Annotated in this window: 18 protein-coding genes; 4 read left to right on the forward strand and 14 right to left on the reverse strand. The window is 64.6% G+C overall.

Features of this window, described 5'->3' with window-relative positions; translation table 11 throughout:
- The first annotated feature begins 82 nt into the window (after positions 1 to 82).
- Complete coding sequence (locus ACTHNR_RS11955; protein WP_440547829.1) at positions 83 to 1465, forward strand: amino acid permease; 1383 nt, start codon at positions 83 to 85, stop codon at positions 1463 to 1465.
- A gap of 768 nt (positions 1466 to 2233) precedes the next feature.
- Here ACTHNR_RS11955 and ACTHNR_RS11960 read toward each other — a convergent pair.
- From ACTHNR_RS11960 to ACTHNR_RS11980, 5 genes are all read right to left on the reverse strand, one after another.
- Positions 2234 to 4018, reverse strand: a complete 1785-nt coding sequence (locus ACTHNR_RS11960; RefSeq protein WP_440547830.1) for a chloride channel protein — start codon at positions 4016 to 4018, stop codon at positions 2234 to 2236.
- Positions 4019 to 4039: 21 nt separating this feature from the next.
- Positions 4040 to 4456: a MarR family winged helix-turn-helix transcriptional regulator gene (locus ACTHNR_RS11965; protein ID WP_440547831.1), complete on the reverse strand. Its 417-nt coding sequence runs from the start codon at positions 4454 to 4456 to the stop codon at positions 4040 to 4042.
- Positions 4457 to 4567: 111 nt separating this feature from the next.
- Entirely contained in the window at positions 4568 to 5710 is a 1143-nt protein-coding gene (locus ACTHNR_RS11970; protein ID WP_440547833.1) for an HPP family protein, read from the reverse strand.
- Between the two features lie 76 nt (positions 5711 to 5786).
- Positions 5787 to 7019 (reverse strand): winged helix-turn-helix domain-containing protein, encoded by a 1233-nt coding sequence (locus ACTHNR_RS11975; protein WP_440547834.1) that lies wholly within the window; start codon positions 7017 to 7019, stop codon positions 5787 to 5789.
- Positions 7020 to 7149: 130 nt separating this feature from the next.
- Positions 7150 to 8400, reverse strand: a complete 1251-nt coding sequence (locus ACTHNR_RS11980; RefSeq protein WP_440547835.1) for an MFS transporter — start codon at positions 8398 to 8400, stop codon at positions 7150 to 7152.
- 157 nt (positions 8401 to 8557) lie between these two features.
- On the opposite strand from ACTHNR_RS11980, the gene ACTHNR_RS11985 reads away from it, so the two are divergent.
- A complete protein-coding gene (locus ACTHNR_RS11985) occupies positions 8558 to 9484 on the forward strand; it encodes a LysR substrate-binding domain-containing protein (RefSeq protein WP_440547836.1) in 927 nt (308 codons plus the stop codon).
- Positions 9485 to 9512: 28 nt separating this feature from the next.
- Here the strand turns inward: ACTHNR_RS11985 and ACTHNR_RS11990 are convergent, their stop codons facing one another.
- The 3 genes from ACTHNR_RS11990 to ACTHNR_RS12000 all read right to left on the reverse strand — a co-directional run bounded on the left by ACTHNR_RS11990 (position 9513) and on the right by ACTHNR_RS12000 (position 15033).
- Positions 9513 to 10910 (reverse strand): MFS transporter, encoded by a 1398-nt coding sequence (locus ACTHNR_RS11990; RefSeq protein ID WP_440547837.1) that lies wholly within the window; start codon positions 10908 to 10910, stop codon positions 9513 to 9515.
- Positions 10911 to 11162: 252 nt separating this feature from the next.
- Complete coding sequence (locus ACTHNR_RS11995; protein WP_440547838.1) at positions 11163 to 12929, reverse strand: S53 family peptidase; 1767 nt, start codon at positions 12927 to 12929, stop codon at positions 11163 to 11165.
- A 436-nt stretch (positions 12930 to 13365) separates the two neighbouring features.
- Positions 13366 to 15033, reverse strand: a complete 1668-nt coding sequence (locus ACTHNR_RS12000; protein WP_440547839.1) for a S10 family peptidase — start codon at positions 15031 to 15033, stop codon at positions 13366 to 13368.
- Positions 15034 to 15189: 156 nt separating this feature from the next.
- On the opposite strand from ACTHNR_RS12000, the gene ACTHNR_RS12005 reads away from it, so the two are divergent.
- A complete protein-coding gene (locus ACTHNR_RS12005; RefSeq protein WP_440547840.1) occupies positions 15190 to 16257 on the forward strand; it encodes an AI-2E family transporter in 1068 nt (355 codons plus the stop codon).
- Between the two features lie 52 nt (positions 16258 to 16309).
- Here the strand turns inward: ACTHNR_RS12005 and ACTHNR_RS12010 are convergent, their stop codons facing one another.
- From ACTHNR_RS12010 to ltaE, 6 genes are all read right to left on the reverse strand, one after another.
- A complete protein-coding gene (locus ACTHNR_RS12010; protein ID WP_440547841.1) occupies positions 16310 to 17149 on the reverse strand; it encodes an alpha/beta hydrolase in 840 nt (279 codons plus the stop codon).
- A 70-nt stretch (positions 17150 to 17219) separates the two neighbouring features.
- A complete protein-coding gene (locus ACTHNR_RS12015) occupies positions 17220 to 18305 on the reverse strand; it encodes an OpgC domain-containing protein (protein ID WP_440547842.1) in 1086 nt (361 codons plus the stop codon).
- Positions 18306 to 18500: 195 nt separating this feature from the next.
- Positions 18501 to 18953 carry a carboxymuconolactone decarboxylase family protein gene (locus ACTHNR_RS12020; protein WP_440547843.1) on the reverse strand — a complete coding sequence of 151 codons (453 nt, stop codon included), beginning with the start codon at positions 18951 to 18953 and terminating at the stop codon, positions 18501 to 18503.
- Between the two features lie 93 nt (positions 18954 to 19046).
- A complete protein-coding gene (locus tag ACTHNR_RS12025) occupies positions 19047 to 19952 on the reverse strand; it encodes an RNA polymerase sigma-70 factor (RefSeq protein ID WP_440547844.1) in 906 nt (301 codons plus the stop codon).
- A gap of 83 nt (positions 19953 to 20035) precedes the next feature.
- Positions 20036 to 20812, reverse strand: a complete 777-nt coding sequence (locus ACTHNR_RS12030; RefSeq protein WP_440547845.1) for an arylamine N-acetyltransferase family protein — start codon at positions 20810 to 20812, stop codon at positions 20036 to 20038.
- A 72-nt stretch (positions 20813 to 20884) separates the two neighbouring features.
- Complete coding sequence (ltaE, locus tag ACTHNR_RS12035; RefSeq protein WP_440547846.1) at positions 20885 to 21916, reverse strand: low-specificity L-threonine aldolase; 1032 nt, start codon at positions 21914 to 21916, stop codon at positions 20885 to 20887.
- 136 nt (positions 21917 to 22052) lie between these two features.
- On the opposite strand from ltaE, the gene ACTHNR_RS12040 reads away from it, so the two are divergent.
- Positions 22053 to 23597 (forward strand): PLP-dependent aminotransferase family protein, encoded by a 1545-nt coding sequence (locus tag ACTHNR_RS12040; RefSeq protein ID WP_440547847.1) that lies wholly within the window; start codon positions 22053 to 22055, stop codon positions 23595 to 23597.
- The last annotated feature ends 92 nt before the right edge of the window (positions 23598 to 23689 follow it).

Below are 23689 nucleotides of genomic sequence, written 5' to 3' on the forward strand. Positions count from 1 at the left end.
CTTTGCCCGATCGATCATGAGTCGGTCGGGCGCCTCATTTATACCAATCCCTACCCGGGCCCAGCAGAAGAGGAGATTTGTTTTGACGCGTCCCCCAGAGCACGAAGGTTTAAAACGTGGCCTGAAAAACCGCCATATTCAATTGATCGCGCTCGGCGGCGCGATCGGCACCGGTCTTTTTCTAGGTTCGGCCAGCGTATTGAAAGCGGCCGGGCCTTCAATGATTCTCGGTTATGCGATCGGCGGCGTCATCGCATTTTTGATCATGCGCCAACTCGGCGAAATGGTTGCGCAAGAGCCCGTGGCCGGTTCATTTAGCCATTTCGCATACAAGTATTGGGGCGATTTCCCGGGGTTTCTTTCCGGCTGGAATTACTGGGTGCTGTACGTGCTCGTCAGCATGGCCGAACTCACGGCCGTCGGCACCTACGTGCATTTCTGGTGGCCCTCCGTTCCCACCTGGGTTTCCGCGCTCATCTGCTTCGTGGCCATCAACGCCGTCAATCTGGCGAACGTCAAAGCCTACGGCGAAACCGAGTTTTGGTTTGCGATCATCAAGGTCGTGGCCGTCATCGGCATGATCGTATTCGGCGCCTACCTCCTCGAGAGCGGCCGTGGCGGGCCGCAGGCGTCGTTCTCGAATTTGTGGCGCTTCGGCGGCTTTTTCCCGCATGGGTTCAACGGGCTCTTCATGACGCTGGCCGTCATCATGTTCTCGTTCGGCGGGCTCGAGCTGATCGGCATCACGGCGGCCGAGGCCGACGATCCAGGCCGCACGATTCCGAAAGCCGTCAATCAAGTGCTGTATCGCATTCTGATTTTCTATATCGGCTCGCTTGTGGTGTTGCTCGCGCTGCACCCGTGGAACGAGGTCGCGCAAGGGGGAAGTCCGTTCGTTTTGATCTTCTCGCAGATCGGGGCCGGGTTCACGGCCAACGTCCTGAATCTCGTCGTGCTCACGGCCGCGCTGTCCGTCTACAACAGCTCGGTCTACGCGAATAGCCGCATGCTGTACGGTTTGGCCGAGCAGGGCAACGCGCCGCGCGCGTTGCTGAAGGTCGATCGGCGCGGCGTGCCGTATGTCGCCATCGGTCTGTCGGCGGCCGCGACGTTCGCGTGCGTGATCGTCGACTATCTGATTCCTTCGCGCGCGCTCGATATTTTGATGGCGCTCGTCGTGGCTGCGCTCGTCATCAATTGGGCGCTCATCAGCCTCACGCATTTGAAGGCGCGCAAGGCGATGGTCGAGGCGGGGCAGCGTCTCGTCTTCAAGTCGATCGCGTTTCCGTTGGCCAACTGGATTTGCCTTGCGTTCATGGCGATGGTGCTCGGCATCTTGGCGTTCACGCCGGGGCTGTCGGTAGCGGTGTGGCTCGTTCCGGTTTGGCTCGTGCTCATGCGGCTCGGGCACGCGGTGAAGCGGCGCTCGAGCGGGGGCGTGCCGGCCGGAGCCGGCAACCGTTAGGGCGCAGCGTACGCCGGCGCGCGGTGTCGGCGCTCGCGTGACGCGCGGCCGCGCCGTGGCGCCTGAGCGCCTCGGGCGGCGCGGGCATCCGATCGCGCATGGAGGCTTCGATCGCTTCGGCGAAGCGCTGCAGCGCCGGCAGAGATCCGCACACGCTATGGTAGCTTTGGCTGCCGATACGAGCGTCGAGCAGCACTTCCAGGCCTGCCTGCCGGGCCAATTCGATGATGTCCATGACACGCCTCCCCGTTAGGCGCCGCCGCACGCCGTCGCGTTGCGAAACCGGCTGAATCGCTCGTCGTAATCTTTTTGACGTTGCACGCGCCGATCCCGCGCGCAACCGTATTCGTGCCGAGTATTCAGCCGGTATCCCCGCTCGCTCTTTTTCGTTTTGTGCTGACGCCATTAACGCACACGATCATAAATTCACGCGATAACCGGCTGCATGAGTGCAATACCGTTTCGCGTGAACCTATTTTCGTGCGCCCCGATACGTCGCGAATGTGCGCGGGCGTACTACCCGCCGCTTATCGTTCGATGTTTGACGTCATTCGCTAAGGCGTGCACTGCTCCCCGCTTTGGCGCCTTGAAAGCGCTCCCCCGTTTATTCTGTCAGCTGTTTCGTCTGATGAATATTAGACGAGCGCGCGCGGCGGCGACAGCGTGGTAATTACCTATGCGCGCACGCGGTAAGCGGGGGATAACGGAAAAGCGGGCGGACCATGATGCGGCGGCCCGCCTCGAGTCGAGGGTCGTCGTTATCGGCCGTCAAACAGGGTTGCGTCGTTTTGCGGGGCGCCAGGAGACACGACGAAAACGCTCGCGCTTCTGTTCTTCCTCGAAGTGCAGGCGCGAAGGCTTGACGAGATCGCTGCGCGAAACGATGCCGGCCAGCGTCATCGATTCGCGATCGAGCACGACGGGTACGCGCTCGAGACCATGAACGGCCAGGCGCGCGGCGACGAGCCGGCACGTTTCGCCGGGCAGTGCGACGGTGGCCGTGCTGCCCGCGAGTGCATCGCCAAGCGTCAGATCGCGGCCGACGCCGTTTTCCGCATCGGCAAGGGACACGAGCGTTTCGCGGTCGGCAATGCCGATGAGCCGCTCGCCGCGCACGACCGGATAAGCGCGATGAATCTGGCTCGGCCCGAAGAACGTCGTCAGCGCTTCGCGCACGGACAGCGCGGCGTCGATCGTCTTGACCTCGCGCGTCATGACTTCGTCGACGTGATGCCGCTCGAGCGGGTCGACGCCGTACTCGCGATAGATGTGATAACCGCGCCGGGCGATCTTCTCCGTCATGATCGAGCGGCGCATGACGACGGTGGTGAAGCCGTGCGCGACGAGCGTGGCGGCGAGCAACGGCAGCAATGCGTTGCTGTCGTGCGTTAGACCGAATGCAAACACGATCGCGGTCAGCGGCGCGCCGAGGGTGGCGCCAAGCGTGGCCGCCATGGCGACGAGCGGCCACAGCGCCGCGTTGTGGCCGGGCAAAATGGGGCCCATCACGATGCCGAGCCCTGCGCCCAACATCAGGAGCGGTGCGAGGACGCCGCCCGAGGTACCGGAGCCCAAGGCAATGACCCAGATGATCGCCTTCACCACGAGAATCGAAACGGCCACTTTCACGGCCAGTTGGTAATGCAGCAGATCGCCGATGACGTCGTACCCCACGCCGAGCACGCGCGGCTCGATGAAGCCGCCGATGCCGATCGCCAGACCGCCGATCGCGGGCCACCACATCCAATGCAGCGGCAGCTTGGCGAACAGATCCTCGGTGGCGTAAAGCGCCATCGACAAGCCCGAGGCGAGCGCCCCGCACGCGACGCCGAGAATGATGCACGAGACGAGCGAGATGGCGGAGGCGGGCGCCGTTTCGAGCGGAAACAGCGGACCGATGCCGAACCACGCAGCGCGCAAAAAGCCCGCGACGGCGCAAGCCAGCGCGACCGGCAAGAAGCTGCGCGGGCGCCATTCGAACAGCAGCAGTTCGACGGCGAGCAACACCGCCGCCACGGGGGTGCCGAACACGGCGGTCATGCCCGCCGCGGCGCCGGCCACGAGCAGCGTCTTGCGCTCGGCCGCCGTCACCTTCACGCACTGCGCGAGCAGCGAGCCCAGCGCGCCGCCGGTCATGATGATCGGACCTTCCGCGCCGAAGGGGCCGCCGCTGCCGATGACGATGCCCGACGACAGCGGTTTGAGTACGGCGACTTTCGGCGACATGCGGCTCTTGCCGAACAAGATGGCCTCGATGGCTTCGGGAATCCCATGCCCGCGGATCTTGTCCGAGCCGAAACGGGCGATGAGACCCACGATGAGCCCGCCGATCGCGGGGATGAGCACGACCCATGCACCTAGCTTGTTATCCGCGGGCGAATGATTCGCGAACGAGAACGTGCCGTAGAAGAACACGTTCGTGAACAAGTAGATGAGATTGAGCAGCACGACGGCCGCCACGGTGCCGAGTATGCCGATCACGGCGGCCAGCGCGCAGATGCCTGGAAGCCGTGCATTGGAGGAGAAGTCTCGCTTGTTTGGGTCGATGCTCATACGCTCATACGTGTGCCAAGTTCATAAATCGATTTGCGGCACGCTGAACGCGCCTTGGAGCGATTTGAGCTCCGCGCGGTGCAGCGCCGCCAGTCTGACCAATACCGTTTCGCCCGCCTTTTGCAGGTGCACTTCCACTTGCCGCCGATCGGTCTCGCTGACCTTGCGCTTGACGAGATCCAGTGCCTCGCAACGCGAGACGAGCGCGACCACGCCGTGATGCTGGGCCTGCAAGCGCTCGGCCAGCTCGCCGATGGTCGCCCATTCGCGGCCGGGGTAGCCCTTCACGTGCAGCAGTAGCAGGTACTGCAACGGCGTGATACCTTCCGCCTGTGCGGCGCGCTCCGAAAAGCGCTCGAAGCGCCGCATCTGATAGCGAAATTCCGATAGTTGCTCGAAGTCGGTCTTGGCGAGCGCGCGGGAAACGGACGTTTTCATCGGGATCGGGGAGACGGGTCAAAACGGTAAATATATCACGTTGTGATATATTTACGTCATTGGGCCAACGACGCCTTTCTGAGGCGATGGCCTACCGTCCGAGCCTTCCTATCAAGCGGTTCGCAACTGGCGCGTTTGCGTTTGCCGGTGCAATCCGCCGATCAAATCCGACTGCGTCAACATGCCGATCAGTCTTCGCCCTTCGTCGACGACCGGAATGTGGTGGTGTCCATAGTGCGCGAACACGGGAATCAATTGCGCAACGCTTTGATCCGCATCCACGGTGCGCACGTTCGGGGTCATCAAATCGTCGACTCGACGGGCCTCGGATGCATCGCGCCACAACGACAGGCGCCGGCCGCGCGGCCCACGCAATCCGAATGCGGTGCGGCCGACGAAATCGGTGCGCGTGACGATGCCCACGACGCGCCGCGCTTCGTCCACAACGGGCAGCGCTTTGATGCGATGGCGTTCAAGCAGGCGCCAGGCCGCGGCAGCCGTCGTTTCGCTCGATACGCTGATCGCCGCCTGCGACATGATGTCGGTGCATTTCAGTTCGCTGAAGCCGCGCGCGTAGGCGAGCAATTGCGCTTCGTGCACGAGCGATTCGAGATCGTCCGAGGCCACGTCGATCAGTTCGCCGCGTTCGCGGACGATCGCTTCGATGTCGGCCCGCGTGATGCCGGACACACCCGGCGCCGCTTGAGCAGAGGGCCGGCTCACGTGCGGATAGCGGTGACCGGTGAGCGTGTGATACACGATGGCCGATGCGAGCAGCACGAACGATTGCAGCGCGACGGGTTCGAGAACGAAGCGCAACCCTAGGGCGTGAATGGATGGACCGCCGAGCACGGCTGTCAGCGCGACCGCCCCCGAGGGCGGGTGGACGCAGCGCAGCGCGAACATGACGCAGATAGCGGCCGACAGGCCAAGCGCGGCGGCGACGATCGGATCGTGGACCCACATGGCGGCGAGGACGCCGAGCGTGGCAGCGACGAGATTGCCGCCGATGAAAGACCAGGGCTGCGCGAGCGGGCTTGCCGGCACGCCGAACAGCAGTACGGCCGATGCGCCCATCGGGGCGATCAGAAACGGGACTTGCGCTTGCGGGCCCAGCAGCCAGTGCATCGATGCGCCCGTCGCGGCAATGCCGAGCAGCGCGCCGAAGCACGAGCGCAGGCGTTCGCGCCAAGAAACGGCGAGGGGATGCGGGGCAAAGCTGGAGAACCAGCGCAGGACGGCTTGGCTAGGCACGGTCTTTCTTCGTATCACATGACAAAAAGCGCGGCGAACGGTCGCGCCGTTCGCCAGGGAAGCCCGAGATTATATGTCAATGTGATATATGTGCGCCATCGCGAGTGGTGACCAGCGCCCGCGCCACCTCCCGCGGCGCCGATCCGATCGCGAGCTCCGGCGTGCCATGCCATTGCGCGCAACGCGCCAGCGCGCGCCGCAGGTCGCCGAGCATCGTCGAACCGACGCGCACGCCGGGCTCGAAATGAATCGACTTCAACTCGAATACGCCTTGCGCGCGATGCGCCTTTGCATCGACACGTCCGACCAAGCGCCCGCGGTGCAGGATCGGCAAGCAGAAGTAGCCGTATTTGCGCTTCGCGGCGGGGGTATAGCACTCGATCGCGTAGTCGAAGTCGAATAGCGCCGCCGCGCGCTTTCGATCCCACACCACGGGATCGAACGGGGAAAGCAGCGTGGTCACCGTCGAGCGCAACCGGCCCTGCTTCGCCTCTTCCAGCACGGGTGCAAGCTCCGCCGGCACGAAGACGTCCTCCTTCCATCCCTCGACGCGCACTGGCAGCGCTTCTCCGCGATCGGCAAGCGCGTGCAGCTCGGCCGTGTATCTGCGACGCGCGAGCCGGTAGTAGTCGGCGACCCAATCGGCTCGCGCCACGCCCAGTGCGCGACAGGTGCGTGCGACGAGCGTTTGCTGAACCGCTTCGGCCGGCGGAAGGTCTCGCGCATCGCTCCAGCCAGGCAAGACGCGCTCCGCCACGTCGTAGACGCGATGAAAATTGCGCCGCTCCGCCACCATCAAATGCCCTAGCGTGAACAACACTTCGAGGTGGCGTTTTTCCGGTTTCCAATCCCACCAGCCGTTGCCGCGTCCGGCTTCCCGCGCGAAATCCGCTGCACGGACGGGGCCGTTCTCGCGGACATGCGCGAGCAGCCGGTCGATGTCCTTCGCGTGACGCTTGTGCCAATCCGCCGCGTATTTCCAGCCCATCCGGCTCGGGTCGAGCATGCGGTGGCGCATGAGGCCGTAGTCCTCGATCGGCACGAAACAGGCCTCGTGCGACCAGTATTCGAAAAGCCGTCCCTCCGCGAGATGTTCGTCGAGCCATTGCGGCGCATACGGGCCGATTCTGCTGAACACGACGAGGTAAGGGCTGCGGGCCACGACGTGAATCGTATCGATCTGCAACTGCGCCATGCGGCGGATGGCGTTCAGCACGTCGTCCTTGTTCGCTTTGCGCCGCGGCGGCGTCAGCAGCCCTTGTGCCGCCAAGTGAAGCGTGCGGGCGGCGGCGAGGTCAATGGTGATCATCGGTGGGTCTCGCGATGCTGTCGTTTTTGTCGGATGCGGCAGCGTACATCGATCGAGCCTTTTTCGCATTTCGTGCGCACCAATGAAGACGGCCGCCCCAAGGGCGGCCGCGCGTCGCGGTTCTACCGCGTTACCGAACGGGCTGCGGAAAGAGCGGGTGAACGACGAGCGCCACGAGACCGGCCGCGAGCCAAACCACGGCCCATGAACTGGCTGCGAGCAGATGAGGCAGCATGAACGGCACGACGAACAGGCCCACATACACGATCGTATTGGCCATGCCGAGCGCCGTCCCCGCGCGGGCGGGCCCGGCCAACGTCGCCAATTCCGCGTAGGCGACGCCGTGCCAGGCCGACACGCAAATGCCGGCGAGCACGATCGTCGCGACAAGCGCCGCCACGGGAACGGCATGGCCGGACGCCACGAGCGCGGCCAGCACGCCGAACGAGGCAGCCGCCACGAGGGTCGAGCCTCGCATGTAGGCGCGCCGGTTGCCGTGGCGGTCGGTATAGCGCCCGCTCCAGACCCGCATGACCATCGCCCCGACCTGAATCGAGGCCATTGCGGTACTGATTCCGGCCAAGCCGAGCCGGCCGAAGTCGTGCAGAAACACGGTCGCGAAGGTCAGGATCGCGAACTGGGGCACGCACAGCACGCCGATGCCGAGCGCCACGCGCCATATTTGAACGTCCGACAGCGGGCTGCGACGGGGAACATCGCCGTGCTTGGCCGCGGACGCGGCGGCGCCATGCGGCGGCTCGTGGAGCCAGCGCAGCGCGAACACGGCCGGCGCCGCGCACATCAGCGCGAGGGCGCTGAACACCGCCGCGAATCCGTGCGTCGAGGCGAGCCACGGCAGCAGTGACGCGCCGATTCCCCCGCCGAGCGGCACCGCCGTTTGGCGAATGCTCATGGCGACGCCGCGCTCGCCCTCCTTGAACCAGCTCATGATGGCGCGCCCGCTCGAACCGTTGACGCTGCCGCCGAGCAAGCCGACGCATGCCATCGCGAGCACCAGCAGCCACAGCGGCGGGATCGACGCGACCGACGGCGCGAGCCAAAGCGCCATCGTCAACAGCGCGAGCGCCGTCCCGGCCAAACCCGCGACAAGCACGGGGCGATCGCCGAGCTTGTCGGTCGCGACGCCCCAGGGCAACTCCGATAGGGCGATACCGAGCCCCGTTGCGCCCAGCACGAGGCCCAGCTGCGCATTGTCCAAATGGTATCCGGTGCGCATCCAGACCGCCGTGGTGGGGATGCCCGCCGCCACGGCCGAAAACCCCGCGTTGGCCGCCACGCCCACGCCGAGCACCTTCCACCGATGCGACGCGCCGAATGCCTTGCCCGCCGCCCTGGGCTTCATGAGGTATTGCGTATCCATTCTCGACTCCCTTCCTGTCCGTCTCGTTCGACAGAATTGATGGAATGACTGAAATTGCTGCATTTGACGGAAGGCAGTGTCCCATCTTATGATCGTCCGAAAAATCGGATAATTTTGAACGTATCGTTCGAAAAATCAGGACGATTGAGGGGTGGCGATGAGTCAAGCGAACTTCGACGTAGCGGCGCTGCGCAGCTTCGTGATCGGCGTCGATCTAGGCAGTTTCGCCAAGGCGGCGGATCGAGTCGGGCGTTCCACGTCAGCGGTCAGCGCGCAAATTCGGAAGTTGGAAGAGCAGGTGGGCGCGCCGCTGTTTCGCAAGGCGGGGCGCGGCCTGGGTTTGACGGAAGCGGGCGAGGTCATGCTTCGCTACGCGCGGCGGCTCGTCGAACTCAACGACGAGGCGATCGCTGCTGCGCGCGGCACGGATCTCGAAGGTTGGGTGCGGCTAGGCTTGCAGGAAGACTTCGCAGAGTCGCTGCTGCCGGGTGTGTTGGGCCGGTTTGCGCGGGCGCATCCCAAGGTGCGCATCGAAGCGCGCGTTGCGCGCAACGCCGAGTTGGTGGGACGCCTCGATGCGGGCGAACTCGACCTTGCGCTCGTTTGGGACGACCGCGCACTGTCGCTGCGCACGCGGCAGGCGGCCGGCTCGAGCGTCGAGGTGGCCAAGCCCGCGTTGCATTGGATTGGATCGGACGCGTTGCAGTGGACCCCCGAGTCGGGCGAGCCGCTGCCACTCGTGCTGTTCGACGGCGCCTGCACGTTATGCTCGCTTGCCACCGATGCGCTCGATCGCGCGGGCGTGGCCTGGCGCGTCGTGCTGACGAGCCCCAGTCTAGCCGGCCTCTGGGCCGCGGCGGCGGCCGGGCTCGGGATGACGGTGCGCACGCCGTACGGTTTGCCGCCGGCCGTGCGCACGCTCGATCCGAAAGCGTACGGTTTGCCCGCATTGCCCGCGCTCGGGCTCACGCTGTTGCGCGCATCGAGCGCGGCGACGCCGCTCGTCGACCAGCTCGCGGCGATCGTCGTCGAATCGGTGCGCGGCTACGCCGGCCTGGATGTCACCGAGAAGATCGCGGCGTGAGCGCAAGCCGATGGCGGATGGCGCAAGACTATCCGCGCGTCCCGCGGGCGATCTCGTCGCCGGCATCGGGCGCGAGCTTGCGCGTGATCGGGATGGAACCCAGCGAGAATAGGCCGACCACGAGAAACGACGGCCAGAAGTCCGACCACATCGCATGCGTATGACCATGCAGCGAGCGGGCGATTTGCAGCACGATCCCGCCCACCGTCACGCCCAAGCCCAGCGACATCTGCTGGATGACGCTGCCGAGGCTCGTCGCTCGGCCCACGTCTTGGCTGGCGATTTCCGCGTAGATCATCGAATTCAAGCTCGTGAACTGCAACGCCGGGAAGAACCCGCCGAACAGCACGACGAGCCAGATGACCCAGATCGGCGTGCCCGGAAAGAACGCGCCATAGGCGGCGATCGCGATGCCGGAAAACACCGCGTTATAGATGAGCACGGTGCGAAAGCCGAATGTGCGCAGCACCGACGAAGTCAGCGAGCGCATGAACATGCTGCCGAACGCGGAGGCGCAGGTGATCGCGCCGGATTGAAAGGCCGACATGCCAAGCCCTTCCTGCAGCGCGAGCGGCAGGAGGAACGGCACGGCGCCTAAACCGATTCGGAACATCGACCCGCCCAGCACGCTCGCCCGGAACGTAGGCACCTTGAGCAGTCTCAACTCGAGCACGGGCCGCGCCGCTCGCTGGGCGTAGAGCACATAGAACGCAAGGAGCAGCATGCCCGTGACGGACATCTCATAGGCCGTGCGATCGGAGACGAGTTCGCTGCCGATCAAGGACAAGCCGAGCATGACGAGCGAGCCCCCGATGGCCGAGAGCAAGAAGCCGAACCAGTCGAGCGGCCCCGGATGGGGTTCGTGCGTGTTGACGATGTGGCGGTTCGTCAAGTAGATGCCGAGGATGCCGACGGGCACGTTGATGAAAAAGATCAGCCGCCAATGCAGGTACGTCGTGATGAAGCCGCCGAGCAGCGGCGCCGCGGCCGGTGCGAACATGGCGGGCAGGCTCAAGTAGTTCATGGCGCGCACGAACTCGGTCTTGGGCACGGCGCGAAAGATGATGATGCGCCCGACGGGCACCATCATCGCGCCGCCAATCCCTTGCAGGAAGCGCGCGAGCGTGAAGACATGCAGCGAACGGGAGGCGGCGCACAGCACCGACCCGACGATGAAGATGCCGATAGCCGTGCGAAACACGGTGCGCGCACCGAATCGATCGGCCAGCCAGCCGCAGATCGGAATGAACACGCCGAGCCCGACGACGTAGCTCGTGATCGCGACTTTCAGCGCGACCGGGTCGCTGCCGAAGTCGCGGGCCATCGCCGGCAACGCCGTGACGATGATGTTGGCGTCGACGCTCTCCATGAACATGGCGCAGGCCACGATCAGCGGGGCGATGAAGGCTTTGATGGCAAGCGGCATGGAGGAGCGGCGCTGCAACGACGTATCGCGGGCAAGGACGCAAAGCAGCGATTATGCGCCGAGTCTCGAGGATATGCCTACGAATGCGCACCGGGTTTGTTGCGCGTGCAACGAAAAAGGCCGATCCGGCAAACGGGGCCGGACCGGCTGGCGGCCGACTGCGCCGCTTGCCGCGAACCGCTTACTCGGAGCGTCACGGGGGGCTGCCGCCGATTGCCTGCAGACCCGACGCCGCGCGTTGCGGCAAATGCGTCATTGCCCGAACGGGTGGCTTTTTACATAGGTCGCCAGGTTCGACATGATGAAGCTGCCCCAGCCCGTGGGATAGTCCCAGCCTGTCGCGGCCTTGTAGCCGTAGCCGCTATAACCGTTGTTGCCCGAGGTCACGTCGTGCACTAGCGAAGGCGTCGATTTGACCGCACCGTAGATGCTCGATGCTGGAAAGCCCAGCGAGTTCGAATGAGCCGTTTGCAGCCGGGCCCACAACCCGACGAAGATCGGCGACGACAGGCTCGTGCCGCCGATCTGCTGGATCTCGCCGTAGTTGTAGACAAGAGCGCCCGAGCCTTGCGCCGCGTCGAACGAGATGTCGGGCACGGCCCGCCCGGTGGGCTTGGGGCTCACCGCAAGCGCGCTTTGCCAAGACGGCAGCGGCTCGACTACGCTGATTCCGCCGGTCGACGCCCACAGCTTGCCGTTGCCGTCGAGCCCTTCGTTCCAGACCGTCTCCCTAGCCCATTTGCCGCTCGACGTGTACAGGGTCGTGCCGCCTACTGCGATGACGTTCGGCGACGATGCCGGCCACGAAATCGAGTAGGTGTTGCCGTCGGGGTATCCGCGGTTGTTGCACTCGTAGGCGCCTTCATCGCCCGAGGAGACCGAGAACGTTTGCCCTTGCGCCACGGCGGCCGCGAAGATCTGGTCTTCGGCAGCGACCGTCCCGTCGGCCTGCGCGTCGGTTTCGCACCACCCGAGCGACACGTTGATGACCTTCGCCGTGTTGTCGATGACGGCCTGATTGAACGCTTGCGTCAAACCCGTGTTGCCCGATGCGGCCATGTCAGCTTCGTAGAAGATCAACTGGCTCACGGCGCCGCCGGCGGCGCCGACGATGTCCTGGCTGTCCAAATCCCACTCGCCTTGGCCTTCTTGATCGTCGCTGTAATCGCCGTTCGGGTCGCCTGTCGGTACGGCGGCGACATTCACCTGCGCGAGTCCATTGGCGTCGGTGAATTGGTTCAAGTCTTGCGTGGCCTGGCTCGCGCCGCCGATCGTAATGACGCCGACCGTGGTTTGCGCGGCGGTCGGAAGGCTGCTCGCGCCGTAGATCGCGCCGAATTCGAGCGGATAGTGACCCGTCTCGGTTCCCGTGGCATTCGGCTTCGGTTGCGTGCGTGGCCCTTTGACGGCCATCGTGTGGGCGCGGGTCACGTTTTGCAGCCCGAGCACCGACAGCACGGCGCCGCCGAGTGCTTCAGGCACTTCGGCCGGCCCGGAATTGGCGAAGACCGCGCGGTTGCCCTTGTGAAATTGCACGAGCGGTGTGTTGAACGCCGTTTTAACGGTACCGGCCGTGCCGTCGGCCGAGATCAAGAGGCGATTCTTCGAGACGCGAATGTTGACGAACCCGCTCCGGCGCAGGTGCGCGACGACTTTGTCCACTTGCTGCTTCGTGGGCGCGAACTCGGAGAGAAATCGTTCGGCCGTCAGGAAGTGACCGTACTGCGCATTGCCTCGCTCGTTGACGGCGCGGCCTAGCGCCTCGAGCTTTTTCATATCGCGCACGCGCAGACTGACGACGACGTGCGCGGTTTGCCCCGCGGCGACTTGCGCTTCGGGCGCCGCGCCGAAGGTTCTCAACTGGTCGGACGTGAGAAACGCCCTTGTTTCTGTACTGACCCATGTCGTCGGTGCGCTGGCCGCGTGCACGGGCAGCGCGGCGACGACGAGCGGCGCCGCCCATGCCGCCGTTTTGCATAGTCGCGATACCGATCCCTTCGATTTCAATGTCGACTTCAATTGGACCTCCTAGGAATGCAACGTCAAGAGACGCCGTATCCGCGGGATAGCGGGGGAGTCAACGGATTATTAATATGTTGCCGTCTCGAGCCATCGATTTGATTGATTGAATGTGAATAAAAATGCTCAAGAATTTATTGAGCATGATTAAACTAGCAGGCCAAAAATGCGACCGCATAGCTGTTAGGTGTGGTAGTGGATATGATGGTCTGTCCGCCGTGATGGCTGACTGAGTGGGGGCGGAGGGTCTCGGGCATGTGGTCGACCGATTTTCAATAAGGGGGTGGCGCCCGCATTGTTTTATGTGGATATATGCGATATCCGTTGAATGTATTTCGAGTTTTATTCAAATCATCGCGTGGCGCGTGTTTTATTTTTCTGTGAATCGGTTTTCGCGCCAGCGATGAATGAAGCGGATCTTGTTTAAAATGGCCGTTCAGCGGCGAGTCGCGTCGTCGTAAAATGCCGCCAAATCGCCCTTGAGCGCATGCAGCGCGCTATCGTCGAGGTAGATCATATGGCCCGTGGTGTAGTACTTCACGCGCAGGTTTTTGCGCAGCGCGGGCTCGAGCCCCATGTGCGAGAGGTCGTATTCCGTCGCGAAGAACGGCGTGGCGAGGTCGAAGTAGCCGTTCGCCGATAGGACGAGCAGATGCGGGTTCTGCCGCATCGCTTCGGCCAGATCGGCCGCCGCGTAGGGTGCGTTCAACGTCTCGCCCCACCAGGCATGATGCTTCCACACCCAGGCGCCCAGCACGTGCTCGTTGAACACGCGGTAGGGGCCCTCGCTCGCGTCCGCGTAATGAAGGTCTTCGGCTAGATGCTGATGGAATGCTGCGTCGAATGCGCTCGTGATGTACTTCTCCGACGCGTCGTAGTCGGGGCTGGATGAATCCTGATCGTATTCGATCCCTTCGAAGCGGCTGTCGTAGCGTCCCACGCTGCGGGTTTGCGTGAGCAAGAGCTGCTTGCGGAAGTGCGATGGCCCGACCCGCAGCCGCGCACCGATGACATATTGCGCATCGAGGCCTGTGTACCGGGCAACCTGCGCGGCGATCGCATCGCGTTCGTTCTCGGGCAGCGCATCGCCCTTGGCGAGCGCGGCGGCGTAGGGGCCCGCGGCGAATGCGCGCACTTCGTCTAGGAAGGCTGGGAGATCGGCTGGCTTGGAAGGGCCGAGCTTGTCGTGGTACCAGGCCGCGGCTGCATACGACGGCAAGTACCGCACATACATGAGATCGAATCCGGGCGCATGCGTGTTCGAGTTCAGCACGGATGAGAGCAGCGCCACGCCGTTCAACGAAATGTTGTGCTGCCCGAGGCGATAGGCCAGCATCGCCGCGCGCGTCGTGCCGTACGATTCGCCGATCAAGAACTTCGGCGAATTCCAGCGGTTGTTCACGCTCAAATATCGGTCGATGAACCGGGTAAAGGCGTCAAGGTCGCCGTCGACGCTCCAGAAGCGTTTGCCGGTTCCACGGCCGACGAGCTTTGAGAAGCCCGTGCCCACGGCATCGATGAAGACGAGATCGCTCTTGTCGAGCAAGGTGTCGTGATTGTCGGCGAGCTGATACGGCGCGGGCGGCGTGGCCGTGGGGCTCAATGTGTGCACGCGCTTTGGTCCCACCGAGCCCATCAGCAAAAAGACGCTCGCCGCGCCCGGGCCGCCGTTGAACAGAAACGTGACGGGCCGGGGCGCGCCATGCTCGCCCTTGTGCGTGTAGGCCACATAGAACATGCTGGCCTCGGGCTCACCCTTGTCGTCGCGCAGCAGCAAATTGCCCGCCGTGGCGCGATAGTCGAATCGGCGGCCTTGCAGGCTCAATACGTGCTCCGTGACAGTCGACGCCTCGCGCGGTGCGGGCAAGGCGGCGCTAGCCGCGCGTGCGGCCGCGGAAGCTGGCGTGGCGTTGGCCGCGGGCGCCGCCTGCGCGGCGACATGCGGCACAGCGGCCGTGTCGTCCTCGCTGTCGTCGTCGGCGAGGACGCTCGTGCTCGCGGCCAGCAAGCAAACGAGCGCGAGCGCCAGGGTGGGTGCGGCGGCAAGCGTGCGGCGTTTCACCGCGCGAGGCCCGTTGGATGACGCGGCGAGACGAAGGCGCATGGCTGCTCCGAAGCAAAGAGGGACTGTCGGTCGCGAAGTGACGAAATTGTTCGCAAAGTCGTTAGTCAAGTCAATGATGCGACGATCGCGCGATGGAGTCGCCGACATCTTCGATAAGATGTCGACGATCGACACACCGTGGCAAAGGCGATCGACATGCCCAATTCTCCGCTAGCCGGAAAAGACCCCTCCGACGGAAAGCGCAACCAGCGCATTGCGACGCTGGCGTTGTACGCCGTGCTCTTCGCGCTGGCGTTGTGGATCATTCGTTCGTTCATTCCCTCCATCGTCTGGGCGCTCGTGATAGCGATCGTCTTGTGGCCGCTGCTGCAGAGATTGAGCCCGCCCCGGCGGAGCGCGACGCGCGCGAATGCGGTCGCGCTGCTCTTGACGACCGTGGTCGGCCTATTCGTCGTCTTGCCGGTCGTGCTGATTTTTTCGCAAGTCCTGCACGAGGCTCATCAACTGATCCACTGGATCAAGGATATCGAGCAGAACGGCCTGCCCATGCCCGGATTCGTCGACCAATTGCCGTACGGCGGCCAAATCGCGCAGTGGTGGCAGGCGAATCTCGCGCGGCCGCTCGAGGGCTCGCCCGCGATCGAGGCGTTGCGCGGCGGCCACGTCGCGACGGCCGGCCGTCACTTCGGCTCGGTCGCATTGCACGGCGTCGCGCATTTCGGTTTCATGCTGCTCACGCTGTTCGTCTTGCTGCGTTCCGGGCCGAAGCTGGCCGAGCAGGCGCTCAAGGCCGTTCGCCGTGTGTTCGGCGCGGACGGCACGCACCTCGCCATGCGCATGGCGGCCGCCGTGCGCGCTACGGTGACGGGGCTTGTCGTCGTCGGGCTGGGCGAAGGGGTGCTCATCGGCGTATCGTATTTCGCGGCGAGCTTGCCGCACGCGGCTGAACTCGGTCTCGTGACGGCCATTGCGGCCATGCTGCCGTTTTGCGCACCGATCGCGTTCGGCGCGGCGGCGCTCTGGCTGTTCGTGCACGGCCAGACGATCGGCGCCATCGGGGTGCTGGCGACCGGCAGCGTGGTCGTGTTCGTCGCCGAGCATTTCGTACGCCCCGGGCTCATCGGCAGCACGACGAGGCTCCCGTTCCTGCTCGTCTTGTTCGGCATCCTAGGCGGTGCGGAGACGTTCGGTCTCGTCGGGCTTTTCATCGGCCCGGCGCTGATGACGGTGTTGACGCTGCTGTGGCGCGAGGCGCTGCGTTGACGGAAGGCGACCGGACTCGACCGAACTCGGCGCCCGGACGGTAAAGGGCCGCTTAGTGCCGCGTGCAGGCGAGCGCGGAGACCAGGCCCGGTCCCAGCAGGGTACGCCAGACGTCCCATGTGTGGCCGCCGGAGACAAGGCTCAGCGTGGCTGGGTTGCCGGCCTGGCGCAAGCGTTCGTACAACAACGAAGCGTCGCCAACGATCGGATGGTCGTCGCTGCCCGCGCCGATGAACATCGTTACGCGCGCGCGTTGTTGCAGGTAATCGCGCCAGAGCGCCGGGTAATTGAGGGCGTGCCAGACCTCGGGATCGAACCGGGACGCACCGAATACGCCGACGCGGCGTGCCGCGGATGCGGCAGGCGGGACGTCGGCATAGATGGCCGGGCTCAGCAGCAGCGCCGCGCAGAAGCGCTCGGGCCGCGTCAGCGCATACCGCAATGCCCCGAAGCCGCCCATCGACACGCCGCCGATCACGCGCGCTTCGCGACGCGCATCCACACCGTAGTGGGATTCCACGTGCGGAATCAGATCGTCGAAGAACGCGGATTCGATCGGCTCTTTTCTGTCGACATACCAATCCGTCGCGCCTTCCGGCATGACGATGACGACCGGCGCGAGTTCATGCCGGGCGATCAAGCCGTCGACGGTCGTTTGCAAGGCGCCTAACGTAATCCAATCGTTCGCGGCGCCCCCGTTGCCGTGCAGTAGATACACGACAGGGTAGTGCGCATTTTTCGAACCGTAGCCATCCGGCAGGTAGACGGTGTACTGCCAAGGACGCTTGAGGGTGGCGGACGCGAACGTGTGCGTTTGCACGGCGCCGGCCAGCGCGTTCGCGCAAAGCGCGCTGCACGATAGGGTAATCAAGGCCGCGAAAAGGTGTCGCATGACGGCGTGTCGGCGTGCGTTTTTATGTCTTTGCGTGTGTGCGTTCGCGGGCGGCGCCCTTGCTCAAGCTTCAAGCCGTGGCCGCTGCTGCACGATAGCTGGCTCGGCGGCGGCGGGCAAGCGTCACGGCAAATAGCGCGCCGATCGCGACGGCATCGGCCGCAAGCCCTAGTGGAACGTGCAGCAGGCCGTCGGTCGCGGCGTAAAGCCCCGAATCGATAACGAGCGAGATTGCAGCGCCTGCAATGAACGACGCGAGCCCGTCGCGCCCGACTTCGCCGATCCAGCGGAGCCGGCGCGCGAGCTGACCGATCCAGCCTCGACGCGCCAGATCGGCGGCGAGCCACGACATCGCGAGAAAATTGGCGACGCGCAGCCCATCGAGGTTGGGCTTGTCCGCATAATCGCCCAAGCCGCCCGCGCCGGAAACCTTGGCCCAGCCGAGGCCAACAACGAGGGCCAAAGCGGCGACGCTGACGGCTTTCGCCGCCCGCCAAGTTTGCACACGCTGGTAGATCGGCTGGCATCGCACGAGCACGCCAAGCACGAACATCAACTGCCACGCGAGCGGATTGAAATCCCATGGCGTCTGATCGGCCGACGGCAGCCAGCGCGCGGCGAGGCTCGCAACGCCCCACATCGCCGTGCTGCCGATCAAGACGCGCCACGGCGCGCGTTGGGCGAGCGGTACGACGATCGGCGTCGCAAGGGCGAAGGCCACGTACATCGGCAAGATCGAAGCCAAGTAGGGCTGACGCTGAAACGATGCGACGTCGATGACGGTGCGCAACGGTGCATCGAAGAAATCCTGCAAATCGGCCGAGGCGAGGTTCGGCGCGCCTACTCGAAGCGCGGCGAAGGCGGCGCTCAGCACGAGCATGAGCACGGCCGTCAGCAAGAAGGCCCGATAGAGCATGCCCGCTCGCTGCACGAAACGCTGTCTGGCCGCGCGAACCCCATGCCGTGCCGCGAGCGAGGCATAGGCGGTGGCGGTTGCGTAGCCGCCTAAAAATACAAACACCTCTGCTGCGTCGTTGAACGCATAGGTGTGCAAGGTGAAGCGCGAGAGGATGCTGCCGCCGACATGATCGACGACGATCACGAGCAGCGCGATGCCGCGGAAGAAATCGAGTTCGGGAAGACGTTGCGACTGCATGGGTGGGGCGGTGGCCTCGGCGCATGGCGGCGCGGCGCTGGTTGCGAATGCCCGAGATTGTAATGGAAAAGTAAGATTCGGCGCTGACCATGCGCCCAAGCGCCGTCGATCTTCGATTCGATCGCCGCGTTCATCGGCCGCGTTCATCGGCCGCGTCCCGGCGGCCGAAGCAGCCGCTACGTCGCCCCGTTCCGATTAGACGTTCTCTGGCACCGGATTGCGGAAGCTCGCGTTGAGCAGATTCCAGGCCGTGATCGTAACGATGACGAACCCGAGTTCGGCGATTTCCTCGTCGGTGAACTGTTTGCGCAGACGTGCGAACGCTTCGTCGTGCGGATCGGCGTGCGGCACGCCGGTCACGAGTTCGGCCCATTCGAGGGCCGCGCGCTCGCGCTCGTCGAAGAACGGCGCTTCGCGCCAGCCGGCCACGGCGTTCACGTGGCGCGGATCGGTGTCCATCTTGATCAGATCGCGCCAGTGCATGTCGATGCAGTACGCGCATCCGTTGATCTGCGACACGCGCAGGAAAACGAGATCGACGAGGCGATGGCCGAGCAGATCGCGGCGCAGTCCCGCGGAAAGTTGATAGAGGTTACGAAATGCGGTGGGCGCGAGCTGCGAATAGTTCAGACGTGCGGTGAGCGTCATACGGTGCCTTTCGGTTGGGAGCGGAGCGCCGCCCCATGCGGCGTCCATGCTCCCAAGACGTGGCGTTGCTCGCGTCTGTGACAGGTTTTTTCGCTAGCAATAGAGCGATTGCGGAACGTGCGTGAGCTTGTCGGGATTGCGCACGGCGTAGATGCCGACGATCTGCTCGCCGTCGGTCGCGACCGCCATTGCCGATTCGAGCTTGCCGTCGACGTAGCGCAGCAGGCCCGGTTCGCCGTTGACGAGCGCGTGTTGGTAGACAGCGTGCGGGCCCCAGCGCCGGCCAAAGACCCAAAAAAGGTTGGCGATGCGAAACGCGCCGTGCAGCACTTTGGACAGCGAGGGCACTTTGCCGCCGCCGTCGCCGACGAGCTCGACGTGCTCGGACAACAGCGCTTGAATCGCGTCGCGATCGCACGATTGCGCGGCGCGGATGAATTTTTCCACGACGCGCCGATGCGCGTCGCGCGGCACGTCGAAGCGTGCGCGCGTTTGCTGCACGCGCTCCGAGGCGCGATGCACCATTTGCCGGCACGCGGCTTCGGTTTTGCCGAGCAACGAGGCGATTTCGTCGTAGTCGTGATCGAAGACCTGCCGCAGCAGGAAGGCGGCGCGCTCTTCCGCGGAAAGCCGTTCGAGCACCCACAGCAACGCCATCGACAATTCGCTGGCCAGCTCCGCCGCGGCTTCGGGGGTTCGCTCGCTTTCGACGAGCGGCTCGGGCAGCCACCAGCCCACGTACGCTTCGCGCTCCACCTTCAGGGCGCGCAACCGGTCGATGGCGAGGCGCGTCGCGACCGTCACGAGCCATGCCTCGGGTGACTGAACGGCGGCCTGGTCGGTGTTTTGCCGCCAACGTAGCCAGGCGTCCTGCACCAGGTCTTCCGCATCGGCGCGCGTGCCGAGCATGCGGTAGGCGATGGAGAACAGGCGCGGCCGCAGCGCGTCGAACGGGTCGGGCTCGGCCGTCGAATCGGCTGTATTCGGAATCGTAGTCATATCGGGCTGAAAGCAAACACGGAAATGTCCTCAACGGCCCTTAGACGACGCACCCCGGCCGTTTGTGACAGCCGGGGCCGTTGTCATACGCGTGGCGGCATCGTCAGCCCGAATTCGTGCGCGAGAATGCCGACCGTCTCTTCCCAAGCGATCGTACGCTTCTCGGTTTGTCCATGCGCGACGATTTTGAAGCTGTCGCCGGCCAGGATCTTGCGGCCGGCCTCGTTCATCACCATCGCGATCGTCTTTTGCACGAAGATCGAATCGGGATGCGTCGAATTCAAGTGATTCGCCGGGGCGAAGTCGACCCACTCTTGATACGACAGGTCGAAGGCATACTGATTCGCCCACGCTCCGTCGATTTTGGCCTGCAGCAAATAAAACCCATTGTCGATCGGGCTCAGCATGTAGCTGTCGTCGTCTTGGCGAATCTCGACGTCGAGCGCCGAAAGACGCATCGGCGCTCGAATGCCGTAGCTGCCGAAACCCAGGTCGCAGAGCCACTCGTCGCCGTCGACCGTGACGATGAGCACCATGTGCGTGCGCGGGCGGCGCGCGGGGTAGATCATCGGCCGCGCAGCGGCAAAGCGATAAGGGATGCCGAGCGCTTCCAGCGCCATGGCGAAGAGACCGTTGACTTCATAGCAATACCCGCCGCGCTTGCGGCGCACCAGCTTTTCGACGATGTCCTCGGGCACGAGCGAGACGATTTTGCCTGCCTGAACGTCCAGGTTTTCGAACGGCACGGTGAACAGCTGGTGCCGCATCAGGCTTGCAACGGTGCCGATATCGGCCGTGGGCGTGCCTTTATAGCGGATGCGGGCGAGATACTCGCTCAAGGAGAAGTTTTCGGCGTACATGAGTGTGGTCTACGTGTTGGTATGCAAGCTTTGCGAAAAAGGTGTGCGCGCAACTAGATAGGGGCCGCCGCCTTATCGCGACAGAAATTGCGCGGCGACCGACAAGGCTTCGTCGACCGCCTTTGCGTCGACATCGAGGTGCGTGACCCAGCGCTGGCGCGTGGACCCGTACATCGACACCACACCGATGCGATGCTGGGCCAGATGCGCCGCGAAGGCCGGCCCGACCGAAGGATCGATGTCGACGAATACGATGTTCGTGTCGGGCATGCCGACGCTCAGGCCGGGCAGTTTCGCCAAGCCTTGCGCCAGCGTGCGTGCGTTTGCATGATCCTGCGCGAGGCGTTCGATGTTGTGCTCGAGCGCGTACAAGCCGGCCGCGGCCAAGATGCCGGCTTGGCGCATGCCGCCGCCGAGCATCTTGCGCAAGCGCCGCGCGCGGGCGATCGCCTCTTTGGAACCCACGAGGACGGAACCGACCGGTGCGCCGAGCCCCTTCGACAAGCAGATCGACACCGTGTCGAACGGCTGTGCGAGTTGCGCCGCGGGCACGCCGAGCGCGACGGCCGCATTGAAGAGTCTTGCGCCGTCGAGATGACAGGCGAGCCCGTGCTGCTTGGCGAGCGCCGTGGCGGCTTGCACATAGTCGGCGGGCAGGATCTTGCCGCCGATGGTGTTTTCGAGTGCGAGGAGCCGCGTGCGGGCGAAGTGGGGATCATCGGGCTTGATCGCGGCTTCGATGGCCGCGAGGGAAATCGTGCCGTCGGGGGCGTTCTCGAGCGGCTGAGGCTGGATGCTGCCGAGCACGGCGGCGCCGCCGGCCTCCCAGCGATAGCAGTGCGCTTGCTGGCCGACGATGTATTCGTCGCCGCGCTCGCAATGATTCATCAGCGCGATCAGGTTCGACTGCGTGCCCGAAGGCACGTAGATGCCGGCTTCCTTGCCGATGAGTTCGGCCACGCGCGTTTCCAGCCGCTTGATCGTGGGATCGTCGCCGAATACGTCGTCGCCGACTTCCGCCGAGGCCATGGCTGCCCGCATGCCGGCGCTGGGACGCGTGACCGTATCGCTGCGAAAGTCGTATTTCAGTGCTGCTGCTTCCATGTTCGATCTCCGTGGCTGACGCTTGAATCCATGTATCGCAAAAGTGCGCCCATGATGGCATGCGGGCGAAGCTGTCCCTATACACAACAGGACCGAATCTGTTACATAACAGATTTTCCCCCAATATTGGCCGGACATGGATTTTGGCGACGATGACGCACCGCTTTATCGCCGGTTGGCGCAGCGGCTGTGGGACGGGATCGAACAGGCGGCGATGGCCGAGGGCACGCGCTTGCCGTCGGTGCGCACGCTGGCCGCGCAGCACGGCGTGAGCTTGACGACTGCGCTGCAGGCGTTGCGCTGGCTGGAAACGCGCGGGCACATCGAGGCGCGGCCGCGCTCGGGCTACTTCGTCGCCAAGCGTACGCGGCGCGGCAAGCGGGGGGTGGGTGCGGGCAGCGCGGCCGGTACGGCCGAAGCGGGCGGCGCGAGGGGCGCCGGCGCGAAGCGTTGGGCGCGGCCCGCGCCGGAGATCGACGAACAGGCGCGCGACCACTTGGCGATAGCGGGCGAGAGCGGCGGTGTACGGCTCGATCTCGCTGCGGCGGAGAGTTCGCTCTATCCCGTCGATCGGTTCAGCGTGCTGCTGCGCCGCCTCGCGTATCAACATCGGGATCTCGTGGGGTCGCACGTGCGCGGCGCAGGCTATCCGGCGCTGCGCGCCGAGATTGCACGGCAGGCGATGCAGTACGCGTGCGAACTCGATCCCGAGGAGCTCGTCGTCACGAACGGCTGCGTCGAAGCGCTTAATCTCGCGCTGCGCGCAGTGGCGCGACCCGGCGATATCATCGCTGTCGAGTCGCCCACTTACTTCGTGCTCCTACAGATGTTGCGTGCGTTGGAGATGCCGGTATTTCCGATTCCGAGCCGCGCAAGCTCCGGTATGGATCTCGATGCGCTGCGGCAAGCGCTGGATCGCGGTGTGCCGATCAAGGCCGTCGTGACGGTGGCGAACGGAAACAATCCGCTCGGCAGTGTGCCGGACGACGCCGCCAAACGCGCGCTTGTCGAACTGTTGCGCGAGCGGGACGTGCCGCTGATCGAAGACGACATCTTCGGCGATCTTTGCTTCGGCGAGACCCGGCCGCGGCCCGTGCGTGCATTCGACGATACGCACGGCAACGTGCTCTTGTGCGGCGGCTTTTCGAAGAGCTTGTGCCCGGGCCTGCGATTGGGATGGATCGCGGCCGGGCGTTTCGCCGAGCGCGTCAAGGCGCTCAAGTACACGACGAGCATGGCGACGGCCGAGCTGCAGCAAGCGGCTGTGGCCGAACTTCTGGCGACGGGCGGGTACGCTTTGCATCTGCGGCGCTTGAAAGCGGCGCTGCAAACCCAGCAGCATGCATTGCGCGATGCGGTGCTGCGCTACTTTCCCGACGGGACGCAGATCACGGAGCCGGCCGGGGGCTTCGTGCTGTGGGCGAAGCTAGCCGAGATCGAAGGGCGCCGGCCCAGCACGCGTCAATTGTTCGAACTGGCTCGGGCGGAAGGCATCAGCTTCGCGCCCGGCCATTTGTTCGGGGAAGGCGATGTGTTCGACGATTGCCTGCGGTTGAACGCGGGCAATCGGTGGACGAGCGAGCTGGAGGCGGCGGTTAGGCGGTTGGGGGAGTTGGCCGCTGATGTTACGTCGAGCGAGCCGCCTGCCGTGTCCACCTCGTCCGCCATGCCGGGGCGTTGATCGAAATGCGCGTCAAACCTCGTCCTTCAGGGGAGGATGGATAGCGCGGACGCCGTAGGCGTCCTTCTGAGGCGCGAGTCCGACGTTCGCTT

Source organism: Trinickia sp. (assembly GCF_051954495.1).
Classification (GTDB): Bacteria; Pseudomonadota; Gammaproteobacteria; order Burkholderiales; family Burkholderiaceae; genus Trinickia.

Excerpts from the sequence above, each read along its gene's own strand:
- ACTHNR_RS11960 (WP_440547830.1), bottom strand. The coding sequence starts at position 4,018 with ATGAGCATCGACCCAAACAAGCGAGACTTCTCCTCCAATGCACGGCTT.
- ACTHNR_RS11965 (WP_440547831.1), bottom strand. The coding sequence starts at position 4,456 with ATGAAAACGTCCGTTTCCCGCGCGCTCGCCAAGACCGACTTCGAGCAA.
- ACTHNR_RS11975 (WP_440547834.1), bottom strand. The coding sequence starts at position 7,019 with ATGATCACCATTGACCTCGCCGCCGCCCGCACGCTTCACTTGGCGGCA.
- ACTHNR_RS11980 (WP_440547835.1), bottom strand. The coding sequence starts at position 8,400 with ATGGATACGCAATACCTCATGAAGCCCAGGGCGGCGGGCAAGGCATTC.
- ACTHNR_RS11985 (WP_440547836.1), top strand. The coding sequence starts at position 8,558 with ATGAGTCAAGCGAACTTCGACGTAGCGGCGCTGCGCAGCTTCGTGATC.
- ACTHNR_RS11990 (WP_440547837.1), bottom strand. The coding sequence starts at position 10,910 with ATGCCGCTTGCCATCAAAGCCTTCATCGCCCCGCTGATCGTGGCCTGC.
- ACTHNR_RS12000 (WP_440547839.1), bottom strand. The coding sequence starts at position 15,033 with ATGCGCCTTCGTCTCGCCGCGTCATCCAACGGGCCTCGCGCGGTGAAA.
- ACTHNR_RS12005 (WP_440547840.1), top strand. The coding sequence starts at position 15,190 with ATGCCCAATTCTCCGCTAGCCGGAAAAGACCCCTCCGACGGAAAGCGC.
- ACTHNR_RS12010 (WP_440547841.1), bottom strand. The coding sequence starts at position 17,149 with ATGCGACACCTTTTCGCGGCCTTGATTACCCTATCGTGCAGCGCGCTT.
- ACTHNR_RS12015 (WP_440547842.1), bottom strand. The coding sequence starts at position 18,305 with ATGCAGTCGCAACGTCTTCCCGAACTCGATTTCTTCCGCGGCATCGCG.
- ACTHNR_RS12020 (WP_440547843.1), bottom strand. The coding sequence starts at position 18,953 with ATGACGCTCACCGCACGTCTGAACTATTCGCAGCTCGCGCCCACCGCA.
- ACTHNR_RS12025 (WP_440547844.1), bottom strand. The coding sequence starts at position 19,952 with ATGACTACGATTCCGAATACAGCCGATTCGACGGCCGAGCCCGACCCG.
- ACTHNR_RS12030 (WP_440547845.1), bottom strand. The coding sequence starts at position 20,812 with ATGTACGCCGAAAACTTCTCCTTGAGCGAGTATCTCGCCCGCATCCGC.
- ltaE (WP_440547846.1), bottom strand. The coding sequence starts at position 21,916 with ATGGAAGCAGCAGCACTGAAATACGACTTTCGCAGCGATACGGTCACG.
- ACTHNR_RS12040 (WP_440547847.1), top strand. The coding sequence starts at position 22,053 with ATGGATTTTGGCGACGATGACGCACCGCTTTATCGCCGGTTGGCGCAG.